Source organism: Pelomonas cellulosilytica (assembly GCF_021353265.1).
In the GTDB taxonomy this organism is placed as follows: domain Bacteria; phylum Pseudomonadota; class Gammaproteobacteria; order Burkholderiales; family Burkholderiaceae_C; genus Pelomonas; species Pelomonas cellulosilytica.
Window position 1 is genome coordinate 85,401 of sequence record NZ_JAJTWU010000007.1, and the last position, 18,821, is coordinate 104,221.

Consider the following 18,821-nt stretch of genomic DNA (forward strand, 5'->3'; position numbering starts at 1 on the left):
CTCCATCGAAAGGTGGGGGATCAAGCCGTGCGGCGGCGGGGCAGCCAGGCCGTCAGCAGCGCCTTGGCCATCTGCCACTGCAGATGCCATTGCGGTTCATGGCCCCAGCGGCTCGTAACGCTGGTGGCCGTCTCGCGCCAGTGAACGGGGTCGATCTCGCCGCTGGCCGCGCCGATCTCGATGTCGAAGCCCGACGGACTGGCGGCATAGAAGCTGAAGGTGCCGTCGGGGTCGGGGTGCTGACCAAGCGCCAGACTCATCGGCACGCGGTGCGCGCGGGCGCGGGCATGGGCGGCCCCCACGTCGCGCCAGTCCGCCGCCTGGAGCATCAGGTGGTGCAGGCGGCGGCGCAGCGGCAACGCCATCAGCGCAACGGTGTGATGCCGCGCGTTGCAGTGCATGAAGGTGCCGCGCACGTCGAGCGGCCCCACCCGCGTGGCCAGTCGCTCGGTGACACCAAAACCTAGCAGCCCGGTATAGAACGCCTCCATCGCGGCCAGGTCGCGCGCCACCAGCGCCACATGGCCGAAGCCGGTGTCGCCGCCATGGAAGCCGCCCGGGAAGGCGTCGCTGTTGAAGGGCTCGCGCGCCGCGGCCAGACCCCAGCACAGCTCGATGCCGTTGCCCTCGGGGTCCTTCAGCTCGTGCAGACGTTGCACATGGCGGTTGATGCGCTGACCGGTGGGGGCACTGCCCACTTCGACGCCGGCGCTGCGCAAGCCGGCCAGCAGCGCGTCGAGCGTCGCTTCGTCCACCGCCTCCAGCCCAAGCGCGGCGAGGTCGTCGGCCTTGCCCGGCTTGACAATGAGGCGGTGCCAGGCACCATCCAGCTGCCAGCCGAGGCTGCCGTCGGCCTCCTCCCGCGGCGGCGGAAGGCCCAGAACCTGCTCGCAATGGCGGCGCCACCGCTCGGGGCGGCGGGTCTCGATGACGACATAGGACAGGCGCAGTCGGGAGCTGCGCGGGGCGGCGATGGTGTTCATGCGGTGACTCTAGGAATGGCGTCCGCCGACGGCATCGCCTGAATGGGCCATGCGCCCGCAGCGGCGGGCCATGGCTTCCGGCAGCGGCGCAGCCCGCTTCCTAAACTGACTGGCATGAACATGCCGTCAGCCATCGACCCCGACACGGCGGAGGCCCGCGGCAGCCTGCCTGCCGTGCTTCAGGCCGAGCTGCTGCCCCGCCCCGCGCTGCAGCAGCGGCTGCGCGAGCGGCTGGCGCAGCAACGCCTGCTGGCGCTCTGCGCGCCCGCCGGCTATGGCAAGACCGTGGCGCTGGCGACGCTGCTGCAGCGCTGGCTCGACGAGGCCGGCGCACCGGCACGGGCCGTGTCTTGGTTCTCGTCTCGCCCAGGGCAGGACGTGGCCCAGCTGTGCGCCGGCTGGTGCCTTGGCCTGGAGTCTTACGACCTGCCATGGCGGCGTTCTCCGCAGGCGCTCGTGCGCGCGCTGGACGGCCAGGCCGGCCCGCTGGCCGCCTTCGTCGACGCGCTGGTGCAGGCCCTGGTCACCGGCGAGCCCGCCGAGGGTGTGCTGGTGGTGGACGACCTGCAAGCCCTGGCCGATGCCAGCCTGCCGCTGTTGCTGCAGCTGCTGTCGGCGCGACTACCGGCGCATTGGCGCCTCGTCATGGCCAGCCGCGCGCCTATACCGGTGGCGGCCGACGTGCTGCAGGCCGATGCACTACGCTTCACGCCCGATGAAGTGGCCACGCTGCTGGCACGCCAGGGCAGCGCCGCCGGCATGGCCGAACGGCTGTGGCAGGCGACGCAGGGCTGGCCCGCGGCGGTGTCGCTGTGGCAGTGCCTGCACCCGGGCGGGCAGGACGCCGGTGCGCTGGCGCTGCTGCAGCGCGACGACATGTTCGACCAGCTCGCGCGCGAGCTGCTGGACGGGCTGCCGGCGGCGGCGCAGGCGTTCATGCTGCGATGCTCGGTGCTGCCGGTGTGGTCGGCCCCGCGCTGCGCGGCCGTGGCCCACGAACCGCAGGCGGGGCGCTGGCTGCAACTCATCGAGGCCCGCGGGCTGTTCATGCGCCGGGCCCCGGGACTGGAGCCGGCATGGCTGATGCACGAGCTGTTCCGCGACTTCCTGCAGGCCCGGCTGGCCGAGCAGATGCCGCAGGAACTGCCATTGCTGCTGCTGCGCGCCGCCGACACCGAGTCCGACACGGACGTGCGCGTGGCTTACCTGCTGCGAGCTGGCATGCTGGAACGCGCGGCGCTGGCGCTGATGGACGCCGCCAGCGGGCTGCTCGCACGCGGCGAGCTGGGTACGGTGCAACGGCTGCTCGACAGCTTTCCGCCCGAACCCGCGGCAAGGCTGCCGGCCTGGCAGTTCGTGCGCGGGCGTCTGGCGGGCCTGCGTTGGGATTGGTCCTCGCTGGAGCACGCCATGTCGGCGGCGCGGGCCGGCTTTCTCGCCGAGGGCTGGTACGAAATGGCCTCGCTGGCCGGCGTGCTGCAGGCGCAGGCGGATATCGGCCTGGCGCGGCTTGATGCCGCCGACGAACTGCTGCAGCCGCTGCGCGATGCAGCGCTGAGCCCCGCCGGCCAGGTGCAACGCGACAGCACGCTGTCATGGCTTCACGCCGCGCAAGGGTCGCATGCCGCGGTAGCCGGTGACATCACCCGCATGACGGACACGCTGGTGGCCGGGGCCTCGGCGGAGCTGTGGACTCAATGCGTGCCCAACTTCCGCTTCGCGACGCTGCCCGGTCTGCAGGCGCCGGTACGCCGGTTCGTCGAGCAGGCGCTGGCCGTGGCCGGCGAGGACGCGTTGCCGCTGCGGCTGAGCGCGCGGTTGCTGGCCGCGTGGCTGGCGCTGTCGCGGGGCGATCTGGCCGAGATGCAGGTCCAGATGGCCCAGGCGCAGGCCGATGCCGCTTGGATCGGCCTGCCGGGCCATCTGCAGTGGTCGTGCGGCTGCCTGAACGGCCAGTTGGCGGCCTTGCGCGGCGACCGGGCCGGCGTGCGTGCGAGCATGGAGGCCGTGGCTGCGGCCTTCCCGCCAGGCAGCCCGTGGCGGCGCACGACGCTGTACTTCTGGAGCCGCATGGCCGATGGCGTCGGCGATGCGGAGACCGTGCAGCACCTGCTGGCACAGCAGCTGTCCGCCGAAACCGAGAGCGCCGGCGAGTGGCCGTTCTCTCGGCAACTGCGTCGCCTGGCCCAGGCGCTCGCGCTGCTCGCCGGCGGCGACGCCGCCGCGGGCTGCGAGCTGCTGCGCGATGTGGTGGACGCGCTGGCGATGCTCGACACGGTCGGCATCCGCGGCTACGCCGCCGCCCTGCTGACGCTGGCCCGCGACGACGCCGGCCTGGCGGCCGAAGCCCGCGAGGCACTGCGTACCACGCTACAGGCCGCCGCCTGCTATGTGCCGACGCTCAGCACGTTGGGACGGCCCCGGCTGTCGCGCTTAATCGCGCTGGCCCATGGTGCCGACGTCACGCCCGCCGAGCGCGCAGTGCTGGACGCGGCGCTGCGGCTGCTGGACGACGCGCGCCGCGCGCCCGACGAAGCGCCCGCTGAACGGAACGCGGGCCTCGCACAGCAGCTGACGTCGCGTGAGATCGAGGTGCTGGCCCGCATGGCCGCCGGCGAGAGCAACAAGGTCATCGCCAAGGCGCTGGACCTGAGCCCGCACACGGTCAAGCGCCACGTCGCCAACATCTTCGACAAGTTGGCCGTCTCGACCCGCGCGCAAGCCGCCGTGTGCTACCAGGCGCAGGTCGCCTGAAGTGCCGAAGCCGCCCCGGCAGCACGCCGGAGCGCAGTTTGGGACAATGGCGGTCTTTGCCCGCGCGCGTCACCCCCATGTCCAGCCCTCCGCCGACCACCCATGTCGACGTCGTCATCCTCGGCGGCGGCCCCGCCGGCTGCAGCGCCGCGTCGTGGCTCGGCCAAATGGGCATGACGACGCTGCTGGTGGAGCGCGAAACACGCCTGTGCGCCGCACTGGCCGGCCTGAACTTCGCGCAGGACTGGGTGCTGGGCGAACCGGCGGCACGCCTGGCAGCGCTGGGCGAGCACTACGCAGCTCAGGCCCGCGCGACGCCGGGGCTCACGCTGCGACTGGGCACGCAGGCCCAGTCGGCTCGCCACACGCCCGACGGCTGGGCGCTGCAGCTGGCCACCGGCGAGCATGTGCGGGCGCGGGCGCTGCTGATTGCCACCGGACTGCGGCTGCTGCACCCGGCGCGCTACTTCGCCGTGCCGCACGACCGCGTGTTGGACGCGCACCAGCTCACGAGCCGCCGCGAGTCACTGCCGCCGGGTCGCGCGCTGCTGCTGGGCGCCGGCGACAACGCGGCCGAGAACGCCATCTTCCTGGCAGAACGCGGCCATGACGTGACGGTCTGGTCGCGCGGCAGCTGGCGCGCCCAGGCCCATCTGGCTGAGCACGCCGAGGCACACCCGCGCATCAGCGTGCGGCTGGCTACGCCGCTGCCCGACGCGCTGCTGCCCGACGCGAAGGGCGTGACAGTCGGCGGCGAACGCTTCGATGTCGTCGCCGCGCTGCTGGGCTTCGAGCCCGAGCCTTCGGCCTTCGTGCTGCTGGACGAGGCCTCGCGCCAACGGGTATTCGTCGCCGGCGACGCCAGCCGCCGCTGGCACCCCTGCGTGCAGACGGCGCTGGCCGACGGCGTGCAGGCGGCCAAGCAGATCGAGCTGGCACTGCGCCCGCAGGTGGCTGCCGCGCCGCAGCGCTACAACAACCGCCAGGTCATCCATCTTCAGGGCCTGCGCTTTCGCGCCAATCTGGGCGTGCTCGACTTCGAGCGCACCGGGCCGCAGCCCATACAGGTCGATGCCGAGGTCAACCTCGGCGCGCTGCCCGTGGTCGCGCGCGACGCCGACATCGGCCACGTGCTTGATTACCGCCGCGTACGCACGGCCATCATCGACGAGTGCACCTCCGAGCACACCGACCTCGTCGAAGCCCTGCTCGGCAAGCTCAGCAACCGACTGATGAGCCTGCCCGGCGTCGTCGGCGTGCGGCTGAAGCTGACGAAGCTCGAAATCTTTCCCGACTGCGAAGTCTCAATCAGCACCGAACTGGGTGCGTGGTGAACGCCATGTCCGAAGTCCTAGAAATCACAGATCAAGCCGCTGCCGACAAGAAGGCCGCGCACGAGATCAACAAGCTGTCCAAGCGCCTGCATCGCCAGGTGGGCCAGGCCATCACCGACTTCAACATGATCGAGGACGGCGACAAGGTCATGGTCTGCCTGTCCGGCGGCAAAGTTATTGGAACAGCCGCATTTTTGTAAGCTTGATGCCCAAGAATGCTGTTGACGTGCCAACGAAGTAGTGGAAAGTGAACCGCACGAGGCCAGACAAGCAAAGACGAGTCGGCGACGGGACGTCGTACGACTTCACCACAGAGAGCAATTACTTCTACGCGTTATGCGGAGTGCGCTCTTCTCTGTGTATTTAAGCGCTTCCAATTGCATGTTGCTTGCGTCGAACTGAGAATCTGCCGACCTGCAATCTGACAGTCGCAGCACCTCGAGCACTGCGCGAATCGCGCCACCGCTCACTTCCATCTGGTTGGGAGCGACTTGCACTGCGCGCTGTCAACGGAGATCGTTGGCATGAACATTTCATCATCAGAGCACGCGGAGATCGCTGAATCCCATGTTCAGCGCTGGCGCAATCTTCTGAAGAAGCTTCCGCCCAATCCTGGCAACGCCCATCTTACACGCCGCGGACGATGCAGCCCCACGCAGCGTCCAAGGGCGCGCCCACAGAGTAGAAAGGAAGGACGGTGCGTGCAGTGTCACCTCGTCTCATCTGCGGAGCCAAACGACGTATCGCGAGGCCTGAGAGAAGAGCGCTCGCAATGACCTCAGCCTTGCCTTATCGGCAGCCGAACTCGCCGCATTGAAGCGTTTGCGATGACCGCCACGTTGCCTCGTCATCAGCCGAGCGTTCGGGTTGTGCTGGATCAATTGGGTCGCGGCAGCCGCACTCGTGCAGTCCGCCGGCTTTTTCCGATGGATCCCGAAAGCGGCTGCTTCAATGAGCTGCAAACCGCATATCTCGATCACGAACATGGGCTATGTTCGTACAACGCTCAGGTCGCCGTCTTAGACGATCTCCGGTTTCTCGATCGATGGTGCAAGATGAAGCGGCAGCGGGACGAGAACTGGGTGCCTCCTGAGCACCGAGCTGCTGCGGACAAGGCACCACTCACGCAGCGTGAGGTCGAAGACTTCGGTCGATGGTGTCAGCGAAATGCTAGGAGCATCGAGAAGGAGATTGAGGCGGCCAAATCAAATGTGAGTTACCTCCCATCTGACGACGTGGTGGGAACTCCGTACCGGAATCGGCGGCTCAGAAACGCTTCGAAGTATCTTCAGTGGCTCACCACGTCACTGGCGACTGGAGATGAAGATGACGTTCAGGAGGTGGCGCTTACAGAGGTTCGCAAGCGCAAGATCGAGAGCTGGTTTGAGAAGCAGCTCCTTGCAGAGCCCAAGGCTTCGGATCCTGCGTCACTTCGTCCTGAAGAAGCTGATGCGTTTCATCAGGTCATGCATGACGAGAATCTCTTCTCCAACGACGCCACACGCAGTCGAGACAACCTGATCCTTCAGTTGCTGGATCAAGGCCTCAGGGCCGGCGAAGTACTGAAGCTTCGTGTGTCGGACGTGAATGACGCGTACCAGCTAGACCGAGGTCGCTCCCGCGCAATCGTCACCGTCGTCAGACGGGCCAACGACATTGACGATGAGCGCGTCATTGAGCCTGCAGTCAAGACGAACCCTGGGATGCTCCCCATACCCAGCCGGTTGGCTTCCGCGTTGATCCGCTACGTATTGGACGAGCGGCGGGCAGCAATTGACTCGAGGCCTGATGGCCTCGAGACCCCCTACTTGTTTGTAAACCAGCAAGGCCGGTTCATTGGCCGGCCGCTTGGTCAGCGAAATCTCAACCGGATAGTGGCAAAGCTGAAGGGGCGCTTCGGTCTGCCGGAGAGTTTCGTGCCGTGCACGTTGAGACATACGCACATGACTGAACTGTATGACTCGCTTCTTGCCAAGGGACTGAAAGGCAAGGAGATTCAGGAGCGCATGGTGCCGCGCGGCAGATGGGCGCCGAACTCAAATATGCCTTCGCACTACGCTGCACGGTCGTTGATGCGAGAGGCGGCCGAGTACGTCGAGGAGCGTGACCGCAAGCTTAAACATGCCTGACTTTCCTGGCTTCGACGCCCCCATCGACCGAAGGACGTGGATGGAGGTCGTTCAGATCCCTGAGCGAATCTACTCCGTCGACGGTCGGTGCTTTGTCACGGTCAACCTCGATGAAATGCATGTCCCATCGGACAACAGGGGAAGGACGGCATTCCGTTTCAAAAGGAAGCTAGCGGCTCTCTCGCCGATGACTCTCGCCACCGCGAGCTATGCGCTCCTCGCGGCGTTGGACGGCAAGCGAAAGACTTCGACCGTTGATAAGTGGCTTGAAGAGCTAGGCCTTTTCACTCGAACGGTATCCGAGGCGCTGAACGGCCAGAAGATCAAGACGATCACACTCAAGATGTACCTCTGGTACTCCAAGCAGAAGTCTGCATCGCAGGAGAAGATCCTCCGAGGTGCCCTACTGCGTTGGATGAAAGAACTAGGACCGGGGATTCACCCGGACTTGAGCGATCACCTCTCGTCAACATCGCCGCGCAAGCCTCGCGGGATGATTGAGGTGCAGAACGCAGTACCGAGCGAGCGCCCTTTGTCCACCGCACAAGTGCATGGACTCTTGGAGAACGTCGAGGATCTCTATACGTCGGGCCGCTTTAGCCCCCAGGACCATTTGCTCTGGCGTCTGATGATTTCCGAAGCATTGAGGCCTGCGCAGATGGGTCAGCTTCAGTTCAAAGACGTTGAGGTCTTGAGAGACAGCGATGGTCGCCTTGTTCATGTACGCCTGCACGTGCCCATGGTTAAGCAGTCTGGCGTTCCTGCGCGCAACTACATGCGGTGGACTCGGATGTCACCCGGGGTGTCGCAGGCCCTCGTCGATCACCTTGAGTACGTCGAGAAGGTTCACGGCGGAAAGGTGCCTGGGACCTGGTCTCTGTTCTGTGTCCGTAGAACCAGTGGAGCACTCTTCACCGAGAAGAGCAGCATTCAGATTCCAAGCTTGATCATCCGCACTCGTCGCCCACTGAGCGCCATGACCGGCGAGCTCGAAGCGACCGAAATATTTAGCAGACGCCTGAAGCACACGAAGCTGACCGACCTTGCTGTCGCTGGGGCTCCGTTAGAAGTTCTTGCACGAGCCGGCTATCAGACGTCGACGGTCTCATTGGTACGGTATGTCAATCTGACAGAGGAAGCCTTTGCCGAGTACGAGACGCGCCTTGAGCCAGTGCACGAGGAGATTGAAAAAGCCTTCCGCGGGAAGGTCGTCGATCGATCTGAAGCGACCTACCAGGACCCTGAGCATCGGATCGCCGCCCCATCCATGGAAGACGACGTCGGCTCATGCGGCAGCACCCCCTGCGAAGCGCTGTTTTGCCTTGGATGCTATGGGTGCCGAAAGTTCGAGGCGTTTTCTGATGGTCCCCATGAGATCGTCGAAGCGATGCTGGTCGAAGAACAGGAACGAGCCATTAAGGCCGGGATGCCCGCGGAGACTGTGAAGCTCCGCGCTGGGATCCTCGCAGCAGTCCGCAACGTTATTCGGATCATCAAGGCCGCAGATGCGTGAGTACTTGTCGTTCGACTTCGAATCCCATGCGCTAACGACAAAGCAGCGAATCGACGATTTCATCGAGTGGGCCGAGCCAGGCGGCACCGCAGGGTTCGAGTCGCATCGACCGAAGTACGACCGCAAGGATCCATTCTTCGCCTACAGCGATGCTCTACTGCCGCACAGCCACAAGAACACCCGATCATGGTTCGTGAGGCAGGAGTATCTGCAGAACGCGTCGGCCGGCCAGTACTTCTCAAGGGCAAGAGGCGACACCGAGCCAGAGATCAAGAATCCACTGGCGCTCATCAGACCAGGTAGGTTCTTGTCATTCGCCAAGGCCTACCTGAACGTGTACTGCGTCATCCGGCGTCTTGACAGCATTCCAAAGTCCTCCGTCAGAGCACTGATCTTTCTTGAGAAAGCCTTGCGCGGTCTTAATGGCGGCGACAACGATCCATCGAATCTTTCGCATGTTGCCTTCCATCGCGCAGCGCTCGCGCTGCAGAGGTCGAAAGGCTCGCGCACCGTCGCCTTTGACGCAGGCAAGGCGCTCGAGCACATGGCTCTTCTGTTGCAGGCCGGCGGGCGCTTCAAAGGGGACCAAAAACACAAGAAGTATCCCGGCTTCAAACTGCTAGGCACGCCCTTCGCGTTTCGGTCTGCTATCAAGTCCCCACCGAGGTTTGGCAAGAAGCGACAAACCGAGGCGCCCCCCGAAGACAAGGGGCATCTCACGAGCGAGGAAGTTGCCGCAATCGGGCTGGCCTATCGACGAGCCCGTGAGGAGTTCGGGCCTGACGGCATGCCCACGTACTACGCCGGGCTGATGGGGCTTTCCCTGACGACGGCGTCGATGCGCCCGTCGGATCTCCAGGCCCTGCGACACGACGCTCTGTATCCGAATAACGGTCGCTATCGACTGCGCGTACCGCGGCCCAAGATTTCAATTGAGCAGGACGTTCCTGTCAGCAAGAAGCTTGGCCCACTGGCAGCAGAGATCTTCGATGTGGTCCGAAGCTACACCAGCGACGCCCGAGCCGCCTTCAAGTTCTACATCAGTCAGGCCCCCAACGACATACAGGACGTTCACACGCTGTTCATTCCCGATCGCATCAAGCCGCTGCTTAAAAGCGAGTACCTCAACAAGGAGCAGATGCACGAGATCATCAACCCCGATGCGACCAGCAGGTCAACGTTCCCCCAACGACTAAACGGAAAGGTTCCCGTCACATTTTTTGTCGAGAAGCCAGGTGACATTTTCGGCAAGCCCGGCAAGACAACCATGGTCCGAATTCGCGATCTCATCGAGGCTTGCGATGGACTTCCTGTCGATATCAAAGTTCCGGTTGGGGCCCGACGCGATCAGTTCGTCCACAATCAGGCCGCGAGAAGGCTTATCGGAGCCAACGCGAAAAGCGCAGCGGTCCAACAAGCGCTTCGCAAAGTCTTCTCAGGTCCAAAAGCGAGAAGGTGCCGGTCGTACATCTCGCGCGATGACTTGCTTGCACATCTTCTCGCCGAGTTCAAGCGCTCCGAGTTTCCGCACTGGCCGTACACCACGAACGAGAAGTCCGTGCGGCTGGATGCAGCATTGGCGGTCCATTTCCGTGCAGAGCAGAGCCCGCACTTGGCTCGTGGGGCGAGCAAGGGGACGTGGTGGCTACCAACCCTGCTGTCTATCCAGGTTCTCAATGCCTGGGTCGCTGGGAACAGCGCCAACGCACCCGTCCTGTTCAGCCTCCTTGAGATCCGTCACGGGGATGGATCTTTTCCTTCGGTGTCGGTCCAGCGTAGCCGTCGATATCACCATACGGCTGCCTTAATCGCTGGCGTAAGCCCACTGTTTGCCAACCAGCTCGCCGGCAGAGAGTCCGGCTGGGCAGGCGAGAGCTACGACTATCGAACACCCAGCCAGATCGTCAAAGAATCCATCGATACGTACGACCCCGATCAAGACTCTGACTTCATCGGCCCCATCGCTGACCAGGCGCCATCACCGGCACGTGTGTTGGAACGGAAGATTTTTCTGGCCGAGAATGCCGCGCCGAAGCAGTTCACGGAGATTGGCGGTTGCCGCTCGGACCTGGCCTTAGATCCCTGCGAGATGTTCGGGGACTGCATGCGGTGCGGCCAGCATCTTTGGAGAAAAGGTGATCAGCGCCGACTTCCCCGAATCAACGACATGCGTGATGAGGCGACTCGCATCATCCAGATCGCTGGCAAGAAGCTGCGCAAGAACCCACGACTGCTGTCCATTGAAAAGCATCTCCGGCAGAAGATGGAGATTCTTGATCGGTGCGACTTCATCCTTGGCGTCGAAGCGGATCCCGCCGTGAAACTTGGAACCATTGTGACCTTTAGTCCAGCACCGACGGCACTCTCAAGTACGGAGCTTCGTTCACGCCTCAGAAAGTTCGGTGTCTAGATGGCAATCACAGTAGGAATGAAGTAGCCATGCGCAAGATGACAGAGGCCGATGTCAAGCACATCGTGCAGTTGCTGAAGAAGTGGAAGCGTCGACCTTTGTTCTGGAGCCATGTGCAGCAGCAGATCTCAATCGACCTACTCGCCGGCGAGAAGTCGTGGTCAAGGCAATCACTCGTCGGCAACCACGATATCAACGATGCGTGGACCAAGGCCCATGCACGCTTTGTGGCTCCGGACTCCGCTGGTGGGAGTCGCGATCATGATCCAGAGGAATCGGAAGTCGAGCGCCTGCAGGCGGCATTCGACGAGCTAAAGAGCAAGTACGACAAGCTCCTCGTCAGGCACAGGCAACTTGCCTACAACGCCTCGATGCTGCCCGGCGGTACAAAGCTGCTATTGGATCCGCTGCCTGACAACACCCCCTCTCAGCGAAGATCAAGCGGATCCAAGGGTTCAAAGCGCAGTTGAAGGATGTGCGGTCATACGGCCACGACGACATCGAAGTCATTGGTGTCACCGACCGCCGTAATGGAGCCACCGATGTTGGGCATATTGGAGCCAGGAGCAGGTGGGTAAAACGCGCGTCCCGAGAGGCTACGCCGGGGTGCATTCAGAGGGCTTTTGCGAGGCCGATTTCGCGACCTGGGCGATCTGTTTCGGGGCCCGGTACGACTGCGAGTCCTGCACCAGGCAGTAGGCGTTGTGGCGCAGCCGGTCCAGGCTCGCGCTGGCCAGCAGCCGGTTGGCCCGGGAGGCTTGGTCCCACTCGGTGAAGTCCAGTTTGCTGGTGACGATGGTGGCGGCTGCTGGCCAGCGTCATCACGAACGCTCAGGTGCTACGAGGCTGGCCGTCGGGGTTGACGCGCGAGGGCCGGCACGCGCGTAGCGCGACGCGGTACTCGTTCAGTGCCGCCGTCAGAAGGTCGTATGCCCGGTCCGCGTTGAGGTGCGGCACCCGGTCGTCACGCGACATGTCGATCGGCATGCCTCGAAGGATCAACCCGTTGCCCAGCTCGTCGAAGATCTGCGCGAGGCTGGAGTTCAGCACCTGGCGGTCCCGGCTGCGGTAAAACGCGATGCCGACCGCGCAGGAAGTGGGGCGATGCTCGTTGCCTGCTGCACTGCACCTAGCGTTCGTGCTGCAGCTGCGGAGCCGGCCGCTGGCGGTCTCCTGACAGCGCCCTCCTCTCCTGCGGGCTCAGCGGCCTGCCGCCGCTCCCGTCCATCGACGACGGCGAAAGGGGCAAGGGATGTCAATCGCGACGCGCGTGCTCTCGTTGCGGCGCACCAGCCGCCCCCCATTCGCGGTGTCGCCCGGGTAGTCAGTTTGATGGCGTTTTCCCATATTTTGGCATCTCTCTGATCCTGCTGGGTTGCATAGGCAACTGCTGCTGGATGAGAAGCCCGCTTCACAACGAGAAATACGCTTTCCTGCTGGAAGAACTCCAGGAGCTGAGGAGGCGCAAAGGCTGGAATCAGCGAGAGTTGGCGGCCGAGCTCGGCATTGGGCAGGACCTGGTGAGCCGCGCCGAGTCGGGGAAGCGGCGCCTGGATGTGTTTGAACTGGCACTGTGGTGCCAAGCCTGCGGCACGACGATGGAAAAATTCGTGAAGCGCCTGGACAAGCGCATCCGTAGCAATCAACTGCCAGGCCTGTTGCGGCCTGACGACGCCGAAGACGGCCACTGACCTGGCGGCGGCGCCTCCCCTCGCCGAGCCGTAGGCGAGGCTTCATCGTGGGCGACTTCGTTCAGTGTCTCAAGTCTCCAGCCGGGGTTGCGATGGCGTTCTTCAGCCGTCCTCTAGGAATCAGCCCTTCGTGCCCTTGCGGATGCGGTCCGGCACCGGAGTGGCTTGATCCCTCGGAATGGCTTGGATGAGCTGGTGCAAGGCGCCTCGCGGGCGCCGCTCGCGAGGCTTGACGCGCAGGCGCAGTTGCTCCACCTCCCGGAGGTCGGCATCGAGCTCCCTGACGAAGCGCAGGAACTTGTAGTCCAAGGCGTCGAGCCACTGGCGAAGTTCGATGATGTCAAGGGTGGTCTCGCCGCATTCGACGTAGCTCACCCATCCCTGGCTGCGGCCGAGCAGCTTGCCGAGGTCGGCCTGACGAAGCTGTCGGGACTCCCGCAACTGACGGAGCTTGTCCAGGTAGATCTTGTTGTGGCGGCTGTGCAGACTTTTGAACATGGGGATCTCTCAGCTTCGCACCGTAGCTGACCCTTTGCCATATCAAGAATTTGGATATGGCGAGGCCGCCAGAACAATCCGCTGGAGTTCAACATCGAGCCCGTGATCCCATCAGCGTTCACGGCGACCACGACATGTTCGTTTCCCAGCCGGAATTCGAGTTTTCTTTTCCTCCCGAACTGGCCCAACCCGGCAGCCAGCACTGGCGCGTCATCGAACTGACTCTGCACGTTCCTTGGTTTCTAGTGTCGGTGGAGAATGTTGACGCAGAACACCCGGGCTGCACCATCACCCGCACGCTTTGCATTGCTTGGGATAGCGACCTAGTCGACCTGCTCAGCACGATAGAACCTCACCGGGTGAAGGGCATCGTCTGCATGATGCCGGGCTGGAAGTCGCCGACGAACCAATGGACCTCGCGAGAGATCCGCGAGGTGTGGCGGTGCAGGTCAGCCGGCGGCAACAGCGTCTTGCTGGCGGACACAGCCGGCGAGAAATTCGACTGCAGCGTCGTGCCGGACCACGAGCAGCCAATCGAGCAGGAGCTGATCCTGCGCGTTGAGCCGACGGCGCCGCGCCAGCGCCATCGCACCAAGCCCAACCGCCGGTTGCGCCGCGCCAATGCCCGGAAGGGCTGCATGTGAACGGGGCAGGCCCCTACTTCATGGGCATCACCTTCGGGCGGCGGCCATCGTGAAGGTACCCACACAAGCTAAGGCGACGCTTTTGCGCAAGCTAGGGCAGATGATCGAAGGCAGCGGCGGCTCTCGCGACGACGTGGCGCTGTCCGATTGGTTGGATGCCTGGTTTACTGAGCCGTTGCCCGAGCTCAATGGCGCGACACCGTCGGAGTTGCTGTTCACCGAGGACGGACTTGAACGGGTGGAAGTCCTTCTTGAGCGCATGAGCGGCGGTCTTTCTGCCTGAACGGTTGCCAGGGACTTCCAGTGAAACGAGTGCGCATCGCCGCAGGCAAACACGTCGTCATCTCCCCTGAGTTGGCGGCGAAAGCGGCACGCATATTCGCCACTGGCCTTACGCGCGAGCAGGTTCTCGATCTCATGGCGAAAGAGCCGCGCCACTCAGTGGGCCTGATGGCCGGGTCAAGAAAGCCGTTGACCCTTTCAAAGCCGAGGGGGAGCGCTGCCGCAGCGCCGATAGCAGCTGCGACCTGCGTTGAAGTCGCAACTTGGTATGAAAGTCGCAACTCGACTGGAGGAGGACGAGCGATGAAACTATTGGCCCCCATTGGTTTCCCTGAATCGCCGTCAACTGCCACGCTGCGCTGCTGGTCGGTGCTTGAGGTGGTGGATGACGACGGCAGCTTGGTGCGACTCGTCGTCGGTTGGGTCAACGTAAGCAAGCTGAGGATAACGAGCGCAGTAGAGCAAGTCGAAGGGGGTCAGGTCCTGACCAGGTCCGGCAGCATCTATACCTTGGAGGGGCCGCCGGCGACCCCAGAGGAGCTGCAAGAGCAGAAGACCCGCCGCGACGCGCTGCTGGGTGGCCGCAGTGCCATCGACGTCACGGCCAGGTACCGTAACGCGTTACGGTAATTACCGTAACCGTCACGGCGACCCAGCTACCCCAGGCGTCTGCCCGCTCGAGTGCGCTCAGCGTGTTGGTGGGCTCGGTAGCGTTGCGGCCACCGCGCCAAAGCGCGCCCAAACTGCCTCCCGGACCATGATGCAGCCCTCAAGGGTCAACAGTCCGATTTGGCATACCGACGGCGCGATACCGAGCTCCTGCGCAAGCCAGTTGTAGGCGTCCAACTTTGTCATCAGCTCGTTCTGCCAGACCGGATCGAACGCCTTGTGCGCTGAGATCCGGGCCTCACGCAGCTCTTCATCCGCCAGTTCTCCATACGGCTCGTCCGTGCCCTTCTTGCAGCCCACCCAGGCGTTGCATGGCCAGCACACCCAAAACTGTCGGTCCTCCAGATCCTTGCGATCCGGATACACCGCCAGGCCTCCGTGCAGCTCGGCGTGCCGGCCACAGTAGTCGCACACCACTTGCCGGTCTGAAGCGCGCTCGGCGGGTGCCTCCACCGCGCGGCCTTCCGCCTCGCGTACCCGTTTCAGGTACGCCAGCAACGACGTGAAGCCGATGCCCTGCGCCGGGCCGTCGGGGCCATCGCGTGTGGTCTGCCACGCCTGTGTCGCTGGACAAAAGTCCACCCGGTCATCCAGCCGCAGCCGCTTGCCGCCGTCCAGCTTCACGACGCTCCCTTCGCCGAAGCCGCCCAGCGCCAGTTGGCTGGCATTGCCCCCCTGCAGCGCGCTCATCTTCTTCTCCGTCAGGCCGCGAGTCGGTGCTCGTAGAAGGCGGGCGCGCGGTCATCGAGGATGTCGTAGAGCGCTTTGAGGTTGGACGGGTCGGGGTTCAGCCACGCGTCGACATGCTCTGGCTTGATCGGGATGATGCAGCGGTCATGGCCGGCAGCGGCGACCTCGGGCGGCGGCTCATCCGTGATGGCCGCGAAGGACAGCAGTTCCGGCTCGCCGTGCTGCGTCCAGTGCGACCACAGGCAGGCCACGAGCATGTCCTGCGGCGGACTGGGCTTGAACTCGAGCACGACGTTCTCGGGCTTCTCGTCAGGCGCCAGTTCGCGGTGCTCCATGTCGTGTCGCTTCACGTTTTCGTAGAAGGCATTGACGATCATGATCCCGTGAGTGACGCCGAAGTGCCCACGCCAGAACTTCTCGAGGTTGTCGCGGCGGGCGTTGTAGGTGCCGGGGTACTGGACGTCGTACGACGCCGGCCGTCCCGCCGGCCGGCACTGATAGCGCATCGGCAGCACCACCTTCTGACCATCCCGCACGACCATCACCGGCGCGTAGACGCCCGGGAAGATGCGCGAATCCCGGTCGAGCAGCTCGGTGCGTCGCAGGTCTTCCAGGTCGAGCCGCGCCTTCGAGATCTTCGCGGTTGCGATGCGCTGGCTGTCCAGCGCGCTCTTAGTCTGCTTGGTCTGCAGGGTCCGCTCGGCGTCCGCCAGGCGCTTGCGCTGCGCGAACAGCTCCTGCTCCAGCGCCATCGCGCGATCCGCCTTGAAGGCCTCGATGAGGCCGCGGATCTCCAGCTCTTCAGGCGTTGACGCGTCACGCTCGAACGCGGCTTCCAGCGCCTTGGGGATCTTGAGCCTGGCCTCCTGCCGGCCGTAGAAGAGCTTCACGAACTCCTTGATGCTGAGGTGCGCACCGAAGAGCCGCGTGTAGTCGCGGTAGTCGGCGCGGATCTGGGCGGAATAGCACATGGGATTCGTCCAGGGGGCGTTGGCCCGTCAACGGTGGCTCACAGGGTTTTGAGGGCAGTCTGAAGCCTCGCTCGCCAACTCCTGCCCGTCCAGGGCATCTTGCCCTACTGGACGGCGGCCGACGTTCCATATACTGTATATCCATACAGTTTTACTCGCCACTCTCATGCCGCCCGCCATCGCCGGGCTGGACACGGCGCCGCCGCTCGCCAGCCTGCCTCCACCCTCGCAGAACGCCATCGCCAGCCTTGGCGAGCCGCTGCCTGCGCAGGTGGAAGCAGCCCTGTGGCGCGGCGATCAGCTGGGCGGCCCGGTGGCCGAGACGCTGGCCAGTGGCTTCGCCAAGCTGGACGCCGAGCTGCCTGGCAGCGGGTGGCCCTTTGGATCACTCACTGAAGTGCTGGTGCCCCAGTTCTCTGTCGCCGAGCTTCGGCTGCTCAGCCCCGCGTTGTCGGCGCTGACCGGTGCCGGACGCACGGTGGCCCTCGTCGGACCATCGATGGCGCCCCATGCCCCAGGCCTTCGGCACGACGGCATCGACGAGCGCCACCTGGTCTGGGTCGATGTCGACACGCCCCGGGACCGGCTGTGGGCCACCGAGCAGCTGGTCAAGTCCGGCAGCTTCGGTGCCACCGTGGCCTGGCTGCCGCTCGTGCGGGCCGAGCAGATCCGCCGGCTGCAGGTCCTCGCAGGCCGCTGCAAGGGGCCGGTGTTCCTATGCCGGCCATTGAACGCGGCCCGCGACGCGTCGGCCGCACCGCTTCGCGTGGTGGTGCGTGTGCTCACCGATTGGTTGATCGCCGTCGAAGTGCTCAAGCGCAAGGGCACGCCGCTGGACGCGACATTGATGTTGTCCTCCGTGCCAGGTGGGCTGAACAAGATCATGACCCCGCGGCTGCGCTGGCCCAGCCGCCTCATCCCTGTCGAGCCCAGCCATGCTGTGGTCAGCCCTGCTGCTGCCGCCGTGCGCGAGCGATCCGAACACGCCCCAGCCTCCGAGCCTTGACGCGCTTCGTGCCGTGGCCGTCTGGGCGTTGCAGTTCACGCCCCGGGTGACCCTCTCTGAAGACGCCGTCCTGATGGAGGTCGAGGCCAGCACACGCCTGTTCGGGGGCAAGCGGGCTTTGCGCGACCGGGTCGTCGCGGAAGCGAACGAGCTGGGCGTCCAGAAGGTCGCCTGGGCCTCCACCAGCCTGGCAGCGCATGCACTGGCCCGCTGCGACATCGAGAACGGCTTCAAACGCCCGCTGCAGGATCTGCTGGACCGGCTGCCGATGGAGAGCCTCAGCAACGTGCGGCCGCACGCCACGACGCTTGCGCAGACGGGGTGCCGGACGCTGGGCGATCTGCGCGCGCTGCCTCGTGCCGGCCTCGCAAGGCGCTTCGGGCGTGAGCTACGCCAGGCACTGGACCGGGCCTACGGTCACGAGCCGGAGGCGCACGAGTGGGAAGTCCTGCCCGACACCTTCCGCGCACGCCTGGAGCTGCCGTTCCGGGTCGAACACGCACCGGCCCTCCTGCAAGGTGCGCGCCGTCTGCTGGTCCAGATGTGCGGTTGGCTCGCGGCGCGACACGCCGGCACGACGGCCTTCACACTGCACTGGTGGCACGACAGCATGCGTTCGCGTGAGGCAGGATCGGGCGGCAAGCTGACCGTGGGCACGGCCGACCCCACGCGGGATGTCGAGCACCTGTGCCGGCTGCTGGCCGAGCACCTGGCCAAGCTGCAGCTGCTCGCGCCGGTTGGCGACCTGGAGTTGACCGCCGACGAGGTGCACGACCAGGGAGATGCCAACCTGTCCCTGCTGCCGGACACCGTGCAGGAGGGTGAGGCGGCGCACCTGACGCTGGAGCGCATGGCGGCGCGCCTGGGGCCGGACGCGATCAAGCGCTGTCGGGTGCATGAGGACCACCGTCAGGAATGGATGGCGCACTGGCAGCCTGCAGCGGAGCCGCTGCCCCGCCGGCCCGTGGCCACCACGGAGCTGCCTCAACCGACCTGGGCGTTGCGCGAGCCTCTGAAGCTCGCTGTGCGCAACCACCGGCCGGTCTATCAGGGCGAGTTGCAACTTCTGGCGGGCCCTCAGCGCATCGAGGCCGGCTGGTGGGACCGGGACGAAGACGCGGGCACGGGCCGCCTGGTCGTTCGCGACTACTGGGTCGCTGAGTCGAAGCATGCCGGCCTGCTGTGGGTGTTCCAAACCAAGCTCGACGACAGCGTCGCCTGGTACCTGCACGGCATCTTCGGTTGAG

18 protein-coding genes and 2 pseudogenes are annotated in these 18,821 nt (G+C 64.8%); 14 read left to right on the top strand and 6 right to left on the bottom strand.

Translation table 11 applies throughout. From position 1 onward, the window contains the following. Nucleotides 1–20: 20 nt before the first annotated feature. Complete coding sequence (locus tag LXT13_RS17770) at nt 21–983, bottom strand: VOC family protein (RefSeq protein ID WP_233373295.1); 963 nt, start codon at nt 981–983, stop codon at nt 21–23. 114 nt (nt 984–1,097) lie between these two features. On the opposite strand from LXT13_RS17770, the gene LXT13_RS17775 reads away from it, so the two are divergent. The 8 genes and pseudogenes from LXT13_RS17775 (at nt 1,098) to LXT13_RS17810 (ending at nt 11,593) form a co-directional block, all read left to right on the top strand. Further along, complete coding sequence (locus LXT13_RS17775; protein WP_233373296.1) at nt 1,098–3,737, top strand: helix-turn-helix transcriptional regulator; 2,640 nt, start codon at nt 1,098–1,100, stop codon at nt 3,735–3,737. A gap of 77 nt (nt 3,738–3,814) precedes the next feature. Beyond that, a pseudogene (locus LXT13_RS17780) lies at nt 3,815–4,387 on the top strand (FAD-dependent oxidoreductase); the annotation flags it as partial. A 300-nt stretch (nt 4,388–4,687) separates the two neighbouring features. Beyond that, nucleotides 4,688–5,071, top strand: coding sequence for a dihydroneopterin aldolase (locus LXT13_RS17785; protein WP_233373574.1), 384 nt, complete (start codon nt 4,688–4,690; stop codon nt 5,069–5,071). Between the two features lie 5 nt (nt 5,072–5,076). Next, nucleotides 5,077–5,244, top strand: a pseudogene (locus LXT13_RS17790) (tRNA 2-thiocytidine(32) synthetase TtcA); the annotation flags it as partial. Nucleotides 5,245–5,898: 654 nt separating this feature from the next. Continuing rightward, nucleotides 5,899–7,200 (top strand): tyrosine-type recombinase/integrase, encoded by a 1,302-nt coding sequence (locus LXT13_RS17795; protein ID WP_233373297.1) that lies wholly within the window; start codon nt 5,899–5,901, stop codon nt 7,198–7,200. After that, complete coding sequence (locus tag LXT13_RS17800; RefSeq protein WP_233373298.1) at nt 7,193–8,713, top strand: site-specific integrase; 1,521 nt, start codon at nt 7,193–7,195, stop codon at nt 8,711–8,713. The genes LXT13_RS17795 and LXT13_RS17800 overlap by 8 nt, the downstream gene beginning before the upstream one ends. Then, nucleotides 8,706–11,123, top strand: coding sequence for a hypothetical protein (locus LXT13_RS17805; RefSeq protein ID WP_233373299.1), 2,418 nt, complete (start codon nt 8,706–8,708; stop codon nt 11,121–11,123). Before LXT13_RS17800 ends, LXT13_RS17805 begins: the two co-directional genes overlap by 8 nt. 29 nt (nt 11,124–11,152) lie before the next feature. Continuing rightward, nucleotides 11,153–11,593, top strand: a complete 441-nt coding sequence (locus tag LXT13_RS17810; RefSeq protein WP_233373300.1) for a hypothetical protein — start codon at nt 11,153–11,155, stop codon at nt 11,591–11,593. 126 nt (nt 11,594–11,719) lie between these two features. Here LXT13_RS17810 and LXT13_RS17815 read toward each other — a convergent pair whose 3' ends face one another. Together LXT13_RS17815 and LXT13_RS17820 are read right to left on the bottom strand one after the other, a co-directional pair. Beyond that, a complete protein-coding gene (locus tag LXT13_RS17815) occupies nt 11,720–11,920 on the bottom strand; it encodes an ATP-binding protein (RefSeq protein ID WP_349254846.1) in 201 nt (66 codons plus the stop codon). A 34-nt stretch (nt 11,921–11,954) separates the two neighbouring features. Next, complete coding sequence (locus tag LXT13_RS17820) at nt 11,955–12,173, bottom strand: hypothetical protein (RefSeq protein WP_233373301.1); 219 nt, start codon at nt 12,171–12,173, stop codon at nt 11,955–11,957. A gap of 347 nt (nt 12,174–12,520) precedes the next feature. Between LXT13_RS17820 and LXT13_RS17825 the strand changes: the two genes are divergently transcribed. Next, a complete protein-coding gene (locus LXT13_RS17825; protein ID WP_233373302.1) occupies nt 12,521–12,814 on the top strand; it encodes a helix-turn-helix domain-containing protein in 294 nt (97 codons plus the stop codon). A gap of 120 nt (nt 12,815–12,934) precedes the next feature. Here the strand turns inward: LXT13_RS17825 and LXT13_RS17830 are convergent, their stop codons facing one another. Next, entirely contained in the window at nt 12,935–13,312 is a 378-nt protein-coding gene (locus LXT13_RS17830; RefSeq protein ID WP_233373303.1) for a helix-turn-helix domain-containing protein, read from the bottom strand. A 134-nt stretch (nt 13,313–13,446) separates the two neighbouring features. On the opposite strand from LXT13_RS17830, the gene LXT13_RS17835 reads away from it, so the two are divergent. From LXT13_RS17835 to LXT13_RS17845, 3 genes are all read left to right on the top strand, one after another. After that, nucleotides 13,447–13,956 carry a hypothetical protein gene (locus LXT13_RS17835; protein WP_233373304.1) on the top strand — a complete coding sequence of 170 codons (510 nt, stop codon included), beginning with the start codon at nt 13,447–13,449 and terminating at the stop codon, nt 13,954–13,956. Nucleotides 13,957–14,005: 49 nt separating this feature from the next. Continuing rightward, nucleotides 14,006–14,239, top strand: coding sequence for an antitoxin Xre/MbcA/ParS toxin-binding domain-containing protein (locus LXT13_RS17840; protein ID WP_233373305.1), 234 nt, complete (start codon nt 14,006–14,008; stop codon nt 14,237–14,239). Between the two features lie 302 nt (nt 14,240–14,541). After that, nucleotides 14,542–14,868, top strand: a complete 327-nt coding sequence (locus tag LXT13_RS17845; RefSeq protein ID WP_233373306.1) for a hypothetical protein — start codon at nt 14,542–14,544, stop codon at nt 14,866–14,868. A 57-nt stretch (nt 14,869–14,925) separates the two neighbouring features. On the opposite strand, the gene LXT13_RS17850 is transcribed toward LXT13_RS17845, so the two are convergent. Further along, nucleotides 14,926–15,597 (bottom strand): zinc-finger-containing protein, encoded by a 672-nt coding sequence (locus LXT13_RS17850; RefSeq protein WP_233373307.1) that lies wholly within the window; start codon nt 15,595–15,597, stop codon nt 14,926–14,928. Between the two features lie 11 nt (nt 15,598–15,608). After that, entirely contained in the window at nt 15,609–16,568 is a 960-nt protein-coding gene (locus LXT13_RS17855; protein WP_233373308.1) for an SOS response-associated peptidase family protein, read from the bottom strand. Between the two features lie 166 nt (nt 16,569–16,734). Between LXT13_RS17855 and imuA the strand changes: the two genes are divergently transcribed. Together imuA and LXT13_RS17865 are read left to right on the top strand one after the other, a co-directional pair. Beyond that, nucleotides 16,735–17,574: a translesion DNA synthesis-associated protein ImuA gene (imuA, locus tag LXT13_RS17860; protein WP_233373309.1), complete on the top strand. Its 840-nt coding sequence runs from the start codon at nt 16,735–16,737 to the stop codon at nt 17,572–17,574. Continuing rightward, entirely contained in the window at nt 17,504–18,820 is a 1,317-nt protein-coding gene (locus LXT13_RS17865; protein ID WP_233373310.1) for a Y-family DNA polymerase, read from the top strand. The genes imuA and LXT13_RS17865 overlap by 71 nt, the downstream gene beginning before the upstream one ends. Nucleotide 18,821: the final 1 nt, after the last annotated feature.